A 17,629-nucleotide genomic window follows, 5' to 3' on the forward strand; every position below is an offset into this window, starting at 1 on the left:
ATGCAACGTTTTTTCAATGCGATCGAACGGGCAGGCAATAAACTGCCGCATCCCGTCATCCTTTTCGCATCTCTTTGTGTTGTCGTCGCGCTTTTATCATGGGTTCTGGCAATCTACGGCGTATCAGGAGTAAATCCGAAAACCGGCGCAAGCGTCACCGTCAAAAGCCTCGTGTCTGGCGAAGGACTGGTATTTGCTCTGACCACCGTGGCCAAGAATTTTGTGATGTTTCCACCACTCGGTGTGGTGCTCGTTATCATGCTTGCCATCGGAGTTGCGGACAAGACAGGTCTTATTGCTGCACTGATGCAAGTCAGCGTGATGAAGGCCCCTCGCTATCTGACTACATTCGTCATTTTTCTGGTTGGTATGTGCAGCCACGTTGCGTCTGATGCGGCCTATATAATCCTCATCCCGCTTTCAGCGATGATTTTCCAGGCAATGGGCCGGAATCCTCTGGTGGGTGCAGTGACAGGATATGTAGCTGTCGGAGCTGGCTATGATGCGAGCCTGCTGATCACGCCGGCAGACGTTATACTCTCAGGCATTACAACAAGTGCTGCACACACTGTCGATGCAAACGCATACGTATCGCCTATCGACAACTACTATTTCATTGCATCCTCAGCGGTCATACTTTCAATTGTTGGTGCATTCATTATCGAGCGAATTGTTGAACCCATGGCTGGCACCTATCGTGGTAGCGTGGTGCTCGATGTTCATCCTGTCAGTGAACTGGAGCTGAAAGGGTTGAAGCGCGTTGGCTGGGCAACGCTGGCACTCATAGCCATCATAGTCGCAGCCGTAGTGCCTGCCGGATCGCCGCTTCGCAATGAAAATGGTGGACTGGTGCCTTCACCATTACTGGAAAGCGCAGTGGCTATTTTTGCCATATTCTTCCTCTTCCTCGGCTGGATCTATGGCCGGACTGTCGGTAAAATCAAAACTTCACAAGATGGCATAAACTTCATGGCAGAAGCAGTGAAGGAGCTTGCACCGACATTGGTTCTGTTCTTTGCCATTTCGCAGTTCCTTGCCTGGTTCAAGTGGACAAACCTGGGCGAGTGGATCGCCGTAGGCGGCTCTCACATGCTCGATGCCAGCGGATTTGGCGGTATCCCGCTTCTGGTGTCGTTTGTCGTACTGGCTACTGTCATGAACCTGTTTATCACGTCGGGGTCTGCACAATGGTCCTTGATGGCACCAATTTTCGTGCCGATGATGATGCTGGTTGGATTCGAACCGGCACTCATCCAGGCAGCTTTCCGCATCGCTGACTCCTCCACCAATATCGTGACGCCGATGAGCCCCTATTTCGCGGTCTGCCTCGCATTCTTGCAGCGGTATCAAAAGGATGCGGGTATCGGTACACTTGCGTCGATGACAATTCCCGTCGCACTCGGTTTTCTTGTCTCGTGGTTGTTGTTCCTTATCCTTTGGATGGAACTCGGTCTGCCGATTGCACCGGGCGTGGGATTGTTTATCCAGTAGCAAGTCGCCGCGCGTTCCGCGGCGCAGCCGGCAAAAAAACATCTGCATCAGAGCTCCCTGGCAATATTGTCAGGGAGCCGATTGGCAAATCCCGCCACTTTTGGTCAAACGCAGGATTTCAGGCTCGTGTGAAATGAGGCTGCCAGCTTTTCTGGTGCGGTGTGGACAGTACAGAAGCAGTTTGGCTCCAGAGAATCCATCTTTATATTTTCAGCATTCCACTGATGGTCGAGACCATCGCTCGCGCAATGCCTCGCGTGCTCTGTTAAACGGTTTAATCAGGTAATCCAGCACAGTTTTGCTGCCTGTATTGATATCAGTGGCAGCTACCATGCGCGGGACGATCGAAAAACGTTCGCCACTTTTTGTTAAAAAGTGCATCTGTCTTGATGAAAGCCCGATAGTAGAATTCCTCCGGCTTGATTTCATCCTGAATCGTATCGGGTGAAATACTCCCCACTTCCCTTTTTAAGCTGCCCTATATCGCATAGTCATAGGCTGTTATCTTGACCGTTGCGGGCTGGCCGGGATGGATGTAGGCAATGTCACGCGGAGAATGCGAGCCTCGATAAGAAGCTGCTCATCCAGCGGAGCAATAATCATCAGTTTGCCATTGGGAGGAACCACGCCACTTATTGTCGAAACTTCGATGTTCTTTACAGTCCCTCCCATAGTTCAGAAGGGTGATCGTGGTCGGGTCCAAAGGGGAGACTACATTGCGAATGCGCCTTTCGTTGGCGGAACTGAAGCTCAACCAGGTCAATGAGCGTATCGAATCCGGTGAACTTTGTTTTGGTCCTGACGCCTGCACGGGCTACTGACTTTTGGAGGTTTTAACGAACCGGTTGACTGCGGCGGTCATGTCCATTTCCTTGCGTCGAAAATAAATAGCCCGACCGCAGCGGATGGGGCGGTGCCCCTGTACAATAATGATCTGTTCATCCTTGCGCATCGACTGGGTAACCTCATGCGGCATTATAAGCGGTCGACGCTGGAAATTGATGCTTTCAGATTTTCGGGAAAGATGGGTCTTATCCCATCCTGTGCTGCGTGAACTGTTCTTCACTTCTACCGTCATCTCCCCGCATTGCGCTGACACATTACGCGCGGTATCGAGCGCCTTGATCGCAGCATAGCTCGCGAATGCGCATCCATCGATCCATGAAACTGCACCATCTTTGCCAAAATGGCGTTCCAGCTGGCCAACGGACTGGTACATCAGCATCAAGCTGATTCCGTATTTGCGCCCTCGATCACGTGCCTCTTCCAGTATGCGCATATAGCCAAGCAGATCGACCTCATCGAGCATGAACAAAACCCGTCGCCGGAATGCGCCATTCGCCTCGATCATTGCATTGATTAACGAGCCAATGATTACTCGTCCGATTGCCGGGTAGGAGCGAAGGATCGATGCGGGGATATTGAGAAATACGTCTTTTTCACCTTCGGCTATTTGTGCTGGTTTAAAACTGTCACCGCAGACAAGGGACGCGTAATTTGCGAGGGATAGCCACTGGGTATCCTTCGATGCGGTAGAGTAGACGCCTGAAAATGTCTGCTCAGTCATGTTGACGAAAACGCCAAGCGTCTCGCGAATAAATGTCGAGACGGAATTTTCCTGAACGTCACGCAGCATGGCAAGAACCGACGTCTCCGGTTCGGAAACAATTTGACGCAGGCTGTGCAGATTGCGCCGCCCGGAAAATTCTGGCGATAGCATTACATGCGCCAGGAGTCCTGTTAGCAAATTGTGTGCCTGACTCTGGAAAAAAGACCCCGTTGAACTTTCAAGGCGAGCGCTTTCCGACAGCAGCATATGTGAGATGCTGACGATGTCTTCTTCTTTTTTTATCGACGTTTCGATCCCGTCAAGAACATTGAAACCGTTAACCGGGTTGGCGGGGTCGAGCACCACGACGTCTCGCCCGAGCCTTTTGCGGCGATGTTCGATTACCATCGATGCAACCTCGGATGACGGATCCAGGCAAACGATCGGACCACTATAGACAAGTGCTGTAGGCACGACATTACTGGTCGTTTTAAATCCACCTGATCCCGCAAAAAACAGCATATGGGTTGAATCGAAATTCTGATTGTAAGTCAGGAGTGGAGCTTTTCCGCTGCGCCCCCAGGTAGACGGATCGACTGGATCGAAAGGCAGTTCATGGATGAGTTCCTTGTCGACACGATAGCGCTCGCCAACAACGATTTCGCCGTCTGCAGGAAAGAGCCGTGCCGCCGCCGACATCGGTAACCAGTCTGCATCTCCAAAGATTCCGCGACGGGCGCGCTTCACCGTTTCGGGCACAACGCTTGAGATGCGCACGGATACCGCTGAAACAACAAAACCAACTGCGACGCTAACCAAGGTAACCATATCGAGGAATGATAGAGCCTGATCCCATTGCAGGACTCCGCTTTCTACGAAAGGGGAGATGCGGGTGATCTCGCGTAGCGTGTAGAAACCCACAATAAGCAGAAAGCAAAACAGGCTGACCATGGCGACCGGTCGGCGCCGGTGCAGCGGTAGCAAGCAAACCGTCAGCAGTGCCCCAAGCGGCCCCGATAGAAGCACTGGTGCAGGCGCAGCACGCATAAACCAGTACTGGAGCTTTCCTGGCAAGCCTGCGGCCAGTTCGCTCCAACACCAATGCGCGACATAAAAGGTAAAGCCAGACAGAACGACCGGCACCAGAGCGAAAAGCAGACCCGGGAGCGGTATTGCTCTAACCATCAAATGCGGTCTCCCTGGTTTGAGCCTGGATTTTCTCCTGACGCTTCAGACCTGAAGGCAATTTCGCCAATCTTGCGCAAACGGCGGTATTCGGATGTTCCGGGCGAAAGTTTGGCCAGTTCCAGCAGTCCTCCTAACAGGAATGCCCGGTCGACCCTCGACAAGTCGGCCCGCACGACAATTGCCCCCAGCAGGCGTTTGCTCCGCGCTTCTGTCGTCCGATCAATTGTCTTGCTGGACATACGCCGTTGCTCCAGTATCGCCATTCTGGCTCTTCAGAGGATAAAAAGCCTTGCTGTAAGGCGTTGCTCTTGTGGGTCTTGCAAGAAGACGTGTCGTTCGTTCAAACATCCTTTCCGTCTGGACAACGGGTTCACCTGGCCAGCCGTCGTGCGGGCCGTTTCAAACGGTGAGCTGATTATAGTGCTCATAAATTTTATGTTCATGCGGCATTCTTTAATGTCGCATCTGGATATTTTGCTCAGAAAATCAATGCGCATCTTGTGGTCCTCGTTGCTCGACACGGTAGAGATTGTGAATTTGACTGATTTAAAATAGATAGTTAAAGATGTTTTCATATTCAAGCCCCCAAATGCGACGGAGCAACTCGTGAAAGGGGGCGGAGAAGTGGCAAGTCTGCTGCCCGGTTAATCCGGGGCTTTCACACGTATTGACTGACAGTCAGGGGGAAAGACGTGGCAATCATGTTCGTGCGAGCGCAGATGATCAGCAGAGGGGCAGGACGTAACATTATCTCTGCGGCCTCTTATCGTCATCGCACCCGGATGAGAGACGAACAGACCGGAACCTTGTTTAACTATCGCGGCGGCGACGATGATTTGGTCCATGAAGAACTGGCGTTGCCGGAAGATATTCCAGCGTGGCTGAGGTCGGCAATCGAAGGCAAGACTGTCGCTGAAGCAAGTGAGGTGCTGTGGAATGCTGTCGATGCATTTGAGACGCGGGTGGATGCACAACTTGCCCGTGAGTTGATTATTGCTCTGCCGGAGGAACTGACCCGGGCGGAAAATATCGGTTTGGTTCAGGAGTTCGTCCGGGGCAATCTGACTTCGAAGGGTATGATCGCCGACTGGGTCTATCACGACAAGGGCGGCAATCCACATATTCACCTGATGACCGCATTGAGGCCGCTGACCGAAGAAGGGTTTGGTCCCAAATATATGCCGGTTCGCCGACCCGATGGGAAACCACTACGTGAGGTAAAATCAAATCGCCATAACGGGGATATTGTTTATACGTGTTGGGCGGGTAACAGGGAAACGATGAAGGCGTGGAAGATCGCCTGGGCGCAGACAGCCAGCCGGTATCTGGCACTGGCTGGCCGTGACATCCGCCTTGACGGTCGTTCCCATGCCGAACAGGGACTTGAGGGGATTGCCCAGAGGCATTTGGGGCCCGGAAAGTCGGCGATGATGCGCAAGGGCGCCGAGATGTATTTTGCACCCGCCGATCTGGCACGCCGGCACAAAATGACCGCCCGGCTGCTTGCCGATCCGGGGCCTCTCCTCAGGCAGCTTGGCAATGAGCGATCCACCTTTGACGAGAAGGATATCGCAAGGGTCATCCACCGCTACGTCGATGATCCGGTCGACTTTGCCAATATCCGTGCACGACTGATGGCCTCTCCTGATCTGGTGCTCCTGAAACCGCAGCAGGCTGACCCGATGACTGGTCGTGTGACTGGCCCGATGAATGGCCTGGCGACTGGCGAGGCAATGGAACCGGCAATCTTCACCACTCGCCAGATCCTGCGCACCGAACATGACATGATGCGTTCCGCCGATATCCTGTCGGGGAGGAAGGGGTTCGGGATTTCGGACGCAGGACGCGCAGGCGCAGTGCGTTTCGTCGAAGGGGACAATCCGCTGAAGCCGTTCTGGCTGGATCTTGAGCAGATTGAAGCCATTCGGCATGTGACGGGCGACAACGGCATCGCTGCTGTCGTCGGTCTTGCCGGTACGGGCAAGTCGACATTGCTTGCAGCTGCACGCCTTGCCTGGGAGAGCGGGCATCACCGTGTCCTTGGTGCGGCACTTTCCGGCAAGGCTGCCGAGGGGCTGGAGGAGAGTTCCGGTATCAGATCGCGAACGCTTGCCGCGTGGGAGCATGCCTGGAATAACGGGCGTGACCAGCTGATGCGCGGTGACATCCTCGTCATTGACGAGGCAGGCATGGTCTCCTCGTTGCAAATGGCACATGTGCTGGATGCTGCAGAGGAGGCTGGCGCAAAGGTTGTTCTGGTCGGCGATGCCATGCAGCTTCAGCCGATCGGGGCCGGTGCGGCTTTCCGGGCAATCGCGGAACGGATCGGTTCCGCCGAACTTGCCGGTGTACGCCGGCAACAGGACCAATGGGCACGCGATGCCTCAAGTCGCTTCGCCCGCGGCGACACCGCGGCCGGACTGGAGATTTACGCCGGACGCGGGCATCTGGTCGAGGCGGAAACCCGGGATGAACTGATCGGCCGTCTGGTCAGGGACTGGACGGATGCGCGGCGGAAACTGATCACGCCATCATCGCCTGGACGGGGCGTGCGGCCAGGGACGGGGATCGCAGCACTAAACGGTGGTGGCCAGTTGCGGGGTGATGCATTGCTGGTGCTGGCGCACACCAACAGGGATGTCCACAGGCTGAATGAGGCCTTGCGCAAGGTGATGAGGGAAGAGGGAGCACTCGATGCTGCCCGCAGCTTCCGGACGGAGCGGGGCATGCGGGAGTTTGCTGCAGGCGACCGGATCATCTTTCTCGAGAACGCCCGTTTCCTCGAGCCGCGTGCAAGAGGAAACAGTCCGCAATACGTCAGGAACGGCATGTTCGGCACGGTGGTCTCCACCGGCAACGCATTCCGCGCGCCGCTGCTTTCTGTCCGGCTCGACAGTGGCAGCGAGATTGTTCTGAGCGAGGACAGTTACCGCAACATCGATCACGGCTATGCGGTGACCATCCACAAGTCGCAGGGCGCGACTGTCGACCGGACCCTTGTGCTTGCCAGCGGCATGATGGACAGGCACCTGACCTATGTGTCCATGACCCGTCATCGTCACAGGGCTGATCTTTATGCTGCACGCGAGGACTTCAGGCCCGAACGCGAGGACAGATCCCGTATTGATTACGCGAAGGGGATCACCGGTGAACTGGTCGAAACCGGGGTGACAAAATTCCGGCCCGGGGATGAGGATACGAATGACACGCCCTATGCTGATGTGAAGGTTGAGGGCGGGAAGGTCCATCGCCTCCGGGGTGTCGGTCTGCCGGCAGCCCTGTCGGCTGTGGGAGCTTCCAGAGGTGATATGGTCACGCTTCGCAAGGATGGCGTCGAGACCGTGAAGGTAGAAATTGCAGTTCCTGATGCGAAAGGGAGCAAAAGGCGCTTTGAGGAACGCACGGTCGAACGCAATGTCTGGACGGCTAGGCTGCATCAAGCCACCGATGTCCGCCGCAAAAGCATTGAAGGGGAAAGCCACACGCCGGAATTGTTCCGGCAACTGGCAAAACGCCTCGGGCGTTCGGGCGCCAAAACCACGACGCTGGATTTTGCTGGTGAGGCTGGTTACCAGGCACATGTGCGGGACTTTGCCCGTAGGCGTGGCATCGACACACTTGCCGAAGTTGTGGCCGAAACAGGGGCGAGGGCAAGACGCCAGCTGGCGTGGCTGTCACAAAAGCGCCAGCAGGTGGCAATGCTGTGGGAGCGGGCAGGTGCGGCGCTCGGTTTGGCAATCGATCGGGAACGCAAGGTTTCTTATCATGAGAGGCAATCCGAAAGATTCCCCGTGCAGAATCCGACAGCCCGGATGTCCGTGGATCGAAACACCCAGAATTCGCCCCGAGCCCGGCCGACCAGCCATATCGAGCAGGACCCGGAAGCCCGTTCCATACCGCCGCTGCTTGCCGCCGTGACACAGTTTACAACCCCGGTCGAGGTTGAGGCGCGCGAGAGGGCATCCGCGGCAGCCCACTACCGCCATAACCGAACAGCACTTGCCAAAACGGCCTCTCATCTCTGGCGGGAACCCGCCAGTGCCGTCGATACGATCGAGGCACTGATCCGGAAAGGCATTGCCGGCGGGCGGATTGCGGCAGCCATTGCCAATGATCCTGCGGCCTATGGTGCCCTGCGCGGCTCCAGTCGACTGAGGGACAGGTTTCTGGCCGGTGGCCGCGAGCGAAAGACAGCACTGGAAGCCGTGCCGGATGTGCAGGCAAGTGTCCGCTCGCTGGGATCGGGCTGGGCCTCAGCCCTGAAGACTGCAACAACAGCAATTGCCGCAGAGCGTCAGCAGATGGCAACCGCCATTCCCGGATTGTCAGAAGAGGCCGGCGAAGAGCTCCGTCGCATCACAACTGCGATGCAAAAGAAGACCGCACGGCTTGATGCCCTCGCCGGTTCGCTCGAACCGCATATTCTTCGGGAACTTGTCAGTGTCAGCCGCGCCCTTGATCTCAGATTCGGGCGCAACGCAATCATGCGCGGCGACAGTGACAACGTCAAACGTGTGCCTCCGGCACAACGTTCCGTCTTCGAGGGGCTTCAGGACAAGTTGAAGATTTTGCAGCAAACAGTTTCGACCGCCAGGGTCCAGGAAATTGCAGCGATACGTCAGAGCCAGAAACTCGACCGCGGTCAAGACTTCCGGCACTAACCTGTTTGCGAAGTCCAGAGCCGATCCATTTCGTGCCGTTTGCCCCGGACTGTTGCAACATATGAACTGTGTCGACGGGATCGGGTTCTGCATGAGGTAAAATTCGACCGTGTGACAAATCTCTTCACTTTGATCTATCTTGACATTCAACCTACTGGAAGGTAGGTACTGAGTATGAGCAATTTGTCCACCACTTCCGATGATATTCTCGCTTGCGCCAAAACCTTGATCATGTCGGGTGGGTATAATGGATTCAGCTACGCGGATATCGCCAGCGTCGTAGGCATTCGCAAGGCCAGTATCCATCATCACTTCCCGAGCAAGGTCGATCTGGTAAAGGCACTAATCGTGCGGCATCGTGAAGATACAGAAGCAGGTTTTGCCAATCTCGAGAGCAAAGTCGATGATCCGCTGGCGCAACTGCAGGCTTATACTCAATACTGGAGTGCGTGTATCACAGACGGGAGTGCGCCATTCTGTATAGGGGCGCTTCTGGCAAGCGAAATTCCTGTATTGCCACAGGAACTTGCTTCTGAGATTCAAAACTATTTCAGATCGTTATCGAGATGGTTGACATCAGTCCTCACACGCGGCGCAAGACAGGGCCGCATTCGCTTGATCGACTCCCCTGACATCGAGGCAGAAGCCTTTGCTGCTACCGTTCACGGAGGGATGTTGTCAGCGAGAGCCCACAGCGATCCGAAGATGTTTTCGCTTATAGTTGAACCAATGCTTCGCAGACTGGCTGCGGCACAGTGATTTCGATCAAAGCCTGATCATGCTCGGTAGTCAGGCTATCAATTGGCAGGGAGGTGAATGCGGCGACCCCATTATCCAGCTTGCAGCCATCATCGCATTGATATTTCGAAACATGCCGGGCGCAGGCAATGCCTGGAATGAATATCGAAATGTTGCGTGCCTGTTTCTGGAATGTCGCTGTCGCGACGATGTTTCTCGTCGGCCAGTTGTCGAAATGGTGAGGGAATTTTGGGAAGGATGACTGTGGTGAATGTGGATGGATGCTATCAGTATCTTTTGAATGGTTAATCGACCGTCCTGATCAATGAACAAGGTTTTATTCTAAAACCTATCTACTAGTAGGTTGTTAACTTTACAGGAGCTTTGGTTATGTTTGGAATTTCCCCGCTAGGCTGGGTGCACACGATCGGCAGTTTGCCTGCCATTCCCCTGGCCATCTACATGTTCGTCCGCTACGGGCGAATTTTGCCCCGGTCAAAATCCGGAGGCCTTTATTTTGTCTCGATGCTTATAGGTGCCGGCACAACATTTCTCGTTGCACGCCAGCAGGTCAGCTATGTTATCGGTGCTGTGACGATGGTTCTGCTGATTGCCGGTTATTCAATCGGTTACAGTTCAGTCTTCGGTCGTGCGACCCGCTACCTGGAAACAGTCTTTCTAAGCTTGACTGCCTTCCTGCTAATGGTGCCGGCGGTAAGCGAGGTATTACGGCGCGTACCAGATGGACATCCATTTGTGACTGATCTCAAATCCCCGTTGTTGCTGGGCGCGCAGGGCAGTCTTTTGATCATCCTCATCATAGGACTGACAGCTCAGCTTATCTATCTGAAAAAACAAAACAATCGGTGATCGCGTGGATGGCATGTTTCTCTTATCCTCGGAATGAGGTTCAAAGACCACGCGGAATAATGAGCTCTGTCGGTATCATTTCGGGCAGGTTGATCGTTTGAACGGGCTCGTCCAGAAGTTCAAAGGCGCGTTCGATCATTGCTTGAACATTTTGCCGGACCATCACAACCGGGAAGTGGAGAACTTCGATGAAGGGGTCCCAGTCGAAACATCCGATGGAGCACTCCCGGACCTCGTCAACCGGCAGCGTCTTGAGAAAACTGACGACGCCCTCAAAGGGGCTCGTCGAGTTGACGAACAGTGCCTCTGGCAACCCATTCAATTTGTTATAAACATCGCGGATGGTTCTCGCGGCGTCATCGGGACCATAACCATTCGTGATGATGGCGTCGGAGTGAACAGGGAAGTTCAGCGCAGCCAGTTCATCCTTATACCCGCGCACACGTGCGCGCGTGTTGTGGTCACTATCCACGCCACCGATGAAGTAGAAGCTGTTTTCCGTTCGATGAGACCTGCGGCTGGCAATCTGATGCGTCAGCACGCGGGCACCGTCATAGTTGTCACTGATTACGGATGCGCCATGCTTTCCGGGAAGATCCACGTTTATATGTTTCAGATGAGCCTTTTCGCAGAGTTCGGCGACACTGTCCGGATCGGTTGCGCCCGCGATCAACAAGGCGTCGACATTGTGGGCAATCAATGTTTCCACGGTGCTGCGTTCCTGCTGCGGGTCGCGTAATGTGCTGGCTACAACGGGGATAAGATTCCGTGAGCGCGCCACCGTCTCAAACGATGCGGCCATGGAGCTGAAGTATCGGTTGTCCAGCATAGGCAAGATCATGCCGATCATGCCGGAATTGGATATGCGCAACCCGCGTGCCTGAAGGTTGGTGGTATAACCGAGTTCGCCCGCTATTACTCGAACTCTGTCGGCGGTTGCTTTGGTAATTCTTCGATTTTCCCATGAGCCATTCATAACCGAAGCAACGGTCGACGCGGATACGCCAGCGCGCTCCGATATATCGTAAATGGTTACTTTCCGGGGGGTGCTCATCAGGCCTGCTTTGCGTCTGGGTCGGGTCCCGATCTTAGCGGTGCGATAGCGTTTGCTGCAAGTAGGGGAAGGCGTAATCCAATCTATTCCTCTGTCATTTTCCTCTTGACCAGATGCAGGATGTTGAGCGATGGTTACGTTGCACTATCGATGGTGCAACATGATTGTATGCCGAGAGGAGCGGTGCACACATGCCGAAGCCAGGAACGGCTTCCCTTCATGCGTCACAAGCCCCGTCAGCATTGCTCGATTTGATTGGTGCGCCGCAACGCGGCGCCGGAATGCCGGAACTCCAGGGAACTGGAGGTCGCTATAGGGAGGACATATGGGGTGGAGTAGCGATATAAAGTTTGTCTGCAAGATTGTGTAAAATACAAAATTGAAAACCCAATGGGAGTGAGACATGAAAAATATGTTTGGTAAGGCAGCCTTTGCTGCGGTGGTGCTATCGTCTTTCGCTGGCAATGCTCAGGCGGAAGTGAAGGATGCAGTGGTCGGCTTTTTAATGCCAGACCAGGCATCGACGCGCTATGAGGAGCGCGACTATCCGGGCTTCGCTGCCGAGATGAAGAAAATCTGCGAAAGCTGCAAGGTGCTTTATCTCAATGCCGATGGTGATGCGAGCAAGCAGCAGCAGCAGTTCAATTCGGTCATATCGCAAGGTGCAAAGGTGATAGTGCTCGACGCGGTCGATACGGCAGCGGCAGCCTCGCTGGTCAAACTCGCCCAGTCACAGGATATCAAGGTCATTGCCTATGACCGTCCGATCCCGGATGCGACGTCTGATTTCTACGTGTCGTTCGACAATGAAGCCATCGGCAAGTCGATTGCGGAATCGCTGGTAAAGCACCTGAAGGACAAGGGCGTCGCGAGTGACAAGGGCGGCGTTCTGCAGATCAACGGTTCGCCAACCGATGCCGCTGCCGGTCTCATCAAGAATGGTATTCACGCCGGCTTGAAGGACAGCGGTTACAAGACGCTGGCCGAATATGACACGCCTGAATGGGCACCGAGCAAGGCTCAGCAGTGGGCTAGTGGCCAGATCACCCGCTTCAATGACCAGATCGTCGGCGTTGTCGCTGCCAATGACGGCACTGCAGGCGGTGCGATCGCAGCCATGAAGGCGGCAGGCATTGATCCGCTACCGCCGGTTACCGGCAACGATGCGACGATTGCAGCACTTCAGCTGATCATTTCGGGCGATCAGTACAACACGATCAACAAGCCATCTGAAATTGTTGCCGCAGAAGCCGCGCGCGTCGCGGGTCAGCTTCTGAACGGCGAAACTCCGAAGGCCGAAGCCACGCTTTATAACACTCCGTCAAAGCTTTTCGTTCCAGTGGTGGTGACCGCTGAAAACCTCAAGGCTGAAATTATCGACAAGAACATCGTTTCCGCAGAAACGCTTTGCGTCGACCGTTATGCTGACGGCTGCAAGAAGCTTGGCATCACCAACTGACCAACGACGCGCCCGGCCGGTTATCCGGTCGGGCAGTTTGATGTGCAATGGCGTATCCTGCAATATGCCAGGGAAAGTGAGATCATGTCCCAAGATCACGAAGCCGCTGCGTCGTCGCGGCAGCCAGTGCTGCGTCTAAGCGGCATATCCAAGAATTTCGGTGCCGTTTCAGCGCTGACAGATATCGATCTGGAAGTCTTTCCGGGCGAAGTTGTCGCTCTTGTCGGTGATAACGGAGCAGGAAAGTCCACCCTGATCAAGACACTGGCAGGTGTCCATCAACCGACATCCGGCAGTATCGAATTTAATGGTGAGAAGGTTGTGCTTTCGTCGCCGGGCGTTGCGCTCGATCTCGGCATTGCGACGGTCTTTCAGGATCTGGCGCTGTGCGAGAACCTCGATGTGGTCGCCAATATTTTCCTTGGCCGCGAAATGAGCCCCTATCGGCTTGATGAAGTGTCCATGGAGATCAAGGCGTGGAAGCTTCTGAACGAGCTTTCCGCCCGTATCCCGAGCGTACGCGAGCCGGTCGCCTCCCTTTCTGGTGGCCAGCGCCAGACGGTTGCGATCTCACGCTCGCTGTTGCTTGATCCCAAGCTCATTATGCTCGACGAACCGACGGCAGCACTTGGCGTTGCGCAGACTGCTGAGGTTCTCGATCTTATCGAGCGCGTCCGTGACCGTGGGCTCGGTGTCTTGATGATCAGCCACAATATGGAAGACGTTCGTGCTGTTGCGGATCGCATCGTCGTGCTGCGGCTTGGCCGAAACAATGGTGTTTTCTACCCGGATTCCTCAAATGAGGAACTGGTTGCAGCCATCACCGGCGCAAGCAGCAATTCCGTTTCCCGCCGTGCCGAACGGCGTCAGGCGCAGCATGAAACCGGTCAGATCCACGATCGGGGAGAAGCATAATGAACCAGGCAACCGGAAATACCCCTCTCGATCGCCAGGACACCCGCGTGCGCCACGATGAAGGCGTTTCGGGCGCACTGCGCAATTTCTTCGACCGTGTCCGGTCGGGCGATCTTGGATCGCTGCCGGTCATCATCGGTCTCGTCATCATCTGGACCGTTTTCCAGACGTTGAACCCGGTTTTTCTGTCGAGCAACAATCTCGTAAACCTGCTGTTCGACTGTTCGACTATCGGCGTGATTTCGCTGGGTATCGTCTGCATTTTGATGCTGGGTGAAATCGACCTTTCGGTCGGTTCGGTCAGCGGACTTGCGTCTGCCATTGTCGGCGTGCTTTGGGTCAATCATGGCTGGCCTGTCGGCTTTGCAATGCTGGCGGCGTTGTGCACCGGTGCGTTGATCGGCCTGCTTTACGCGTTCCTCTATAATCGCTTCAGTATGCCAAGCTTTGTTTCCACACTGGCCGGTCTGTTGGCGGCGCTTGGCCTTCAGCTTTATCTGCTGGGCAATACCGGCTCGATCAACCTGCCTTATGGTTCCTGGCTCGTGAGTTTCGGCCAGCTTCTGGTTATGCCGCGTCCGCTGTCCTATGCGTTGGTACTGATTGCCGGACTTGCGATCTTTTTCACCGGGTTCCGCTCCGCGCAGCGCCGCCGTGAAGCCGGTCTGTCAGCGCCGTCGTCGGTCGGGATAGCGCTCAAGGCCATCGTCATCACAGTCATTGTCGGCGGTGCTGTGTTTTATCTCAATCAGTCGCGTGGTGTGCCGTGGATGTTCGGTCTGTTCGTGGCGCTGGTCATCGCGATGAATTACGCACTCACACGTACCCAGTGGGGGCGCGCGATGCAGGCTGTCGGCGGCAACCGCGAAGCCGCACGCCGTGCCGGCATCAATGTGAAATTTATCTATATGTCGGCTTTCATGACCTGTTCGGTTCTGGCTGCCGTAGGCGGCATTCTGGCCGCAGCTCGCCTTGCTTCTTCCAGCCAGCAGGCAGGCACTGGCGACGTCAACCTGAACGCGATTGCAGCAGCGGTCATCGGCGGTACTAGCCTCTTTGGCGGACGTGGCAGTGCTTGGTCGGCTCTACTTGGCATTATCGTAATCCAGTCGATTGCCAGCGGTTTGACGCTGCTCGATCTGTCATCGTCGCTTCGCTACATGATTACTGGCGCCGTGCTCGCCATCGCCGTGATTGTCGACTCCCTTGCCCGCCGTTCGCGCCAGTCGCACGGTCGCGCCTAAAACTTTAAGGACTGAAAAATGGCTCAGGATCTCAATGGAAAAGTCGGCGCCGTTACCGGTGCTGCCTCTGGCATCGGCTTCGAATGTGCAAAGCACATGTTAGAAGCAGGAATGACGGTGTTTCTCGTCGACCGTGACGAGAAAGCGCTTAATGAAAAATGCGCCGAGCTTGGCGATAAAGCCAGGCCGCTGGTCATTGATCTGCTCAATCCGGCATCAGTCGCCACCATGATGCCGCAAATACTCGACCAAGCGGGCAAACTCGACGTATTTCACGCCAATGCGGGTGCCTATATTGGCGGACCTCTTTGGGAAGGCGACCCGGATGCATGGGACCGCATGCTGAACCTCAACATCAACGCGGCTTTCCGCACCATTCATGCGGTTCTGCCACATATGATGGAACGAAAGACCGGCGATATCATCATGACAAGCTCTGTCGCAGGTGTCGTACCGGTCATCTGGGAGCCTATCTATACCGCATCCAAACATGCCGTTCAGGCTTTCGTTCATACGGTTCGCCGTCAGGTTGCCCCGCACGGTATCCGCGTTGGTGGCGTTCTGCCGGGTCCGGTGGTTACCGCACTTATTAGCGACTGGCCGAAGGCAAAGCTGGATGAAGCGCTGGCTAATGGCAGTCTGATGGAACCGAAGGAAGTTGCGGAATCGGTGATGTTCATGCTGACCCGCCCGCGCAACATTACCATTCGCGATCTGGTCATTCTTCCACAAAGCCTCGATCTGTAAATGGGAGCGACCATGACCAGCTATTATCTGGGCGTCGATGTCGGCACCGGCAGTGCTCGCGCCGGTCTTTTCGACGCCAGCGGTACCATGCTTGCTTCGGCCAAGCGCGATATCACCATCTGGCGTGAGGCGGGCAGCATTGTCGAGCAGTCGAGCGCCAATATCTGGCAGGCTGTTTGCGAAAGCGTGCGCGAAACCGTCAAGACTGCCAATGTTGATCCGACGGACATTGCCGGTATCGGCTATGACGCGACATGTTCGCTGGTTGTGCTGGGCGAAGGTGGCAAGTCGCTTGCAGTCGGTTCGTCCAACGATCCAGCGCGCGATATTATTGTGTGGATGGATCATCGCGCTGTTGGCCAGGCAGAACGCATTAATGCGACCAAAGCCAGGGTTCTCGACTACGTTGGCAGCGCCATTTCCCCCGAGATGGAAACGCCGAAGCTGTTGTGGCTCAAGGAAAACAAGCCGGAAACCTTCGCTGCTGCATGGCAGTTTTTCGATCTTACCGATTTTCTCACATGGAAATCTTGCGGCAGTCTTGCCCGTTCGGCCTGCACAGTCACCTGCAAATGGACCTATCTCAGTCATGAAAAGCGCTGGGATGAGACCTTTTTTCGTGAAGTGGGCCTTGGCGAACTGGCGGACGAAAATTTTGTCCGCATCGGTACGGACGTTCGACCCGGTGGCGAGAGTCTTGGCGGCTTGAGCGAACAGGCCGCAGCAGAACTCGGTCTTATGCCGGGCACAGCTATTGCCGCTGGCCTGATCGACGCTCATGCGGGTGGGATCGGCACGGTCGGGGCACGCGGTCCGGAGGGCCGGATATTGTCGCGCATGGCCTATGTGTTTGGCACGTCGGCCTGCACCATGACGACCACCGAACAGCCGGTTTTCGTGGATGGTGTATGGGGTCCGTATTATTCGGCAATGGTTCCGGGCCTGTGGCTTAACGAGGGAGGACAATCGGCAGCGGGTGCAGCTATCGATCATCTGATCCACATGCATCCTTTCGCGAAGGAAGCGGAAGAGCAGGCAACCGCCCGAGGCAAGGGGCTGGTCGACATTCTTGCTGCAGAAGTCGACGCGAGGGGAGGCTCAGAAGAGGCAGCTGCCATCATTGGCGACATTCACGTCGTGCCGGAGTTCCTCGGTAATCGTGCACCGTTCGCGGACCCTGATGCGCGCGCAATCATTGCCGGGCTCGATCTCGATGCCGGGATCGACAGCCTTACGGCACTTTATTTGGCCGGGCTGTGCGGCCTCGGCTATGGTGCGCGGCAGATCGTGGAGGCCCAGAAAGCAAAGGGTATCGCGACCGATACTATCGTCGTCTCGGGTGGGGCTGCACGTTCGCATCTGGTGCGACAGGTGCTTGCCGACACGACCGGTCTTGTCATCGCCGCCTCCACTTCGCCCGAACCTGTTCTGCTCGGCTCTGCCATGCTGGGTGCGGTCGCGTCGGGGGCTTACCCTGATCTTGCATCGGCCATGGACGCCATGTCGGAACTAGGAGCAGTTAACAGGCCGGATGCCGGGTTGGCCAGATGGCACGACCAGCGTTTCGAGGCTTTCACACTTTTGCAGGCAACCGCTCGCAAAATCCGCGTGGTTCAACTGAGCTAGATTGTTCCCGGCACGCAGGCAGTTCCGGTTGCATGCTCTGTGGTCGGGTCTGACAGCTCGGACGACAGCGAACATTGAAGACTGTAC

At 55.6% G+C, this 17,629-nt stretch carries 12 protein-coding genes and 1 pseudogene; 9 read left to right on the top strand and 4 right to left on the bottom strand.

What is annotated here, in order from left to right; genetic code table 11:
- Complete coding sequence (locus HWX93_RS06780; RefSeq protein ID WP_176036947.1) at nucleotides 1–1,491, top strand: AbgT family transporter; 1,491 nt, start codon at nucleotides 1–3, stop codon at nucleotides 1,489–1,491.
- 210 nt (nucleotides 1,492–1,701) lie between these two features.
- On the opposite strand, the pseudogene HWX93_RS22960 reads toward HWX93_RS06780, so the two are convergent.
- The 3 genes and pseudogenes from HWX93_RS22960 to HWX93_RS06790 form a co-directional block, all read right to left on the bottom strand.
- Nucleotides 1,702–2,157: pseudogene (locus tag HWX93_RS22960) on the bottom strand (secretion protein HlyD); the annotation flags it as partial.
- A 148-nt stretch (nucleotides 2,158–2,305) separates the two neighbouring features.
- The gene (traG, locus tag HWX93_RS06785; protein WP_176036948.1) at nucleotides 2,306–4,225 is read right to left on the bottom strand and encodes a Ti-type conjugative transfer system protein TraG; all 1,920 of its coding nucleotides are present in this window, start codon (nucleotides 4,223–4,225) and stop codon (nucleotides 2,306–2,308) included.
- Nucleotides 4,225–4,467 carry a conjugal transfer protein TraD gene (locus tag HWX93_RS06790; protein ID WP_176036949.1) on the bottom strand — a complete coding sequence of 81 codons (243 nt, stop codon included), beginning with the start codon at nucleotides 4,465–4,467 and terminating at the stop codon, nucleotides 4,225–4,227. The genes traG and HWX93_RS06790 overlap by 1 nt, the downstream gene beginning before the upstream one ends.
- 453 nt (nucleotides 4,468–4,920) lie before the next feature.
- Between HWX93_RS06790 and traA the strand changes: the two genes are divergently transcribed.
- The 3 genes from traA to HWX93_RS06805 all read left to right on the top strand — a co-directional run bounded on the left by traA (nucleotide 4,921) and on the right by HWX93_RS06805 (nucleotide 10,497).
- A complete protein-coding gene (gene traA / locus HWX93_RS06795) occupies nucleotides 4,921–8,889 on the top strand; it encodes a Ti-type conjugative transfer relaxase TraA (protein ID WP_176036950.1) in 3,969 nt (1,322 codons plus the stop codon).
- Nucleotides 8,890–9,063: 174 nt separating this feature from the next.
- Entirely contained in the window at nucleotides 9,064–9,648 is a 585-nt protein-coding gene (locus tag HWX93_RS06800) for a TetR/AcrR family transcriptional regulator (RefSeq protein WP_109989857.1), read from the top strand.
- A gap of 369 nt (nucleotides 9,649–10,017) precedes the next feature.
- Nucleotides 10,018–10,497: a hypothetical protein gene (locus tag HWX93_RS06805; protein WP_176036951.1), complete on the top strand. Its 480-nt coding sequence runs from the start codon at nucleotides 10,018–10,020 to the stop codon at nucleotides 10,495–10,497.
- Nucleotides 10,498–10,537: 40 nt separating this feature from the next.
- Here HWX93_RS06805 and HWX93_RS06810 read toward each other — a convergent pair whose 3' ends face one another.
- Entirely contained in the window at nucleotides 10,538–11,473 is a 936-nt protein-coding gene (locus HWX93_RS06810; protein ID WP_235969075.1) for a LacI family DNA-binding transcriptional regulator, read from the bottom strand.
- Between the two features lie 490 nt (nucleotides 11,474–11,963).
- Here HWX93_RS06810 and HWX93_RS06815 point away from each other — a divergent pair, with 490 nt between their 5' ends.
- The 5 genes from HWX93_RS06815 to HWX93_RS06835 all read left to right on the top strand — a co-directional run bounded on the left by HWX93_RS06815 (nucleotide 11,964) and on the right by HWX93_RS06835 (nucleotide 17,542).
- The gene (locus tag HWX93_RS06815; RefSeq protein ID WP_235969083.1) at nucleotides 11,964–13,010 is read left to right on the top strand and encodes a sugar ABC transporter substrate-binding protein; all 1,047 of its coding nucleotides are present in this window, start codon (nucleotides 11,964–11,966) and stop codon (nucleotides 13,008–13,010) included.
- An 84-nt stretch (nucleotides 13,011–13,094) separates the two neighbouring features.
- Nucleotides 13,095–13,925: an ATP-binding cassette domain-containing protein gene (locus HWX93_RS06820; RefSeq protein WP_109989861.1), complete on the top strand. Its 831-nt coding sequence runs from the start codon at nucleotides 13,095–13,097 to the stop codon at nucleotides 13,923–13,925.
- Nucleotides 13,925–15,169 (top strand): sugar ABC transporter permease, encoded by a 1,245-nt coding sequence (locus HWX93_RS06825; RefSeq protein WP_109989862.1) that lies wholly within the window; start codon nucleotides 13,925–13,927, stop codon nucleotides 15,167–15,169. Before HWX93_RS06820 ends, HWX93_RS06825 begins: the two co-directional genes overlap by 1 nt.
- Nucleotides 15,170–15,187: 18 nt before the next feature.
- Complete coding sequence (locus HWX93_RS06830; protein ID WP_006468282.1) at nucleotides 15,188–15,916, top strand: SDR family oxidoreductase; 729 nt, start codon at nucleotides 15,188–15,190, stop codon at nucleotides 15,914–15,916.
- A gap of 12 nt (nucleotides 15,917–15,928) precedes the next feature.
- A complete protein-coding gene (locus tag HWX93_RS06835) occupies nucleotides 15,929–17,542 on the top strand; it encodes an FGGY-family carbohydrate kinase (RefSeq protein WP_176036952.1) in 1,614 nt (537 codons plus the stop codon).
- Nucleotides 17,543–17,629: the final 87 nt, after the last annotated feature.

The organism is Brucella tritici (assembly GCF_902825325.1).
Taxonomy (GTDB): domain Bacteria; phylum Pseudomonadota; class Alphaproteobacteria; order Rhizobiales; family Rhizobiaceae; genus Brucella.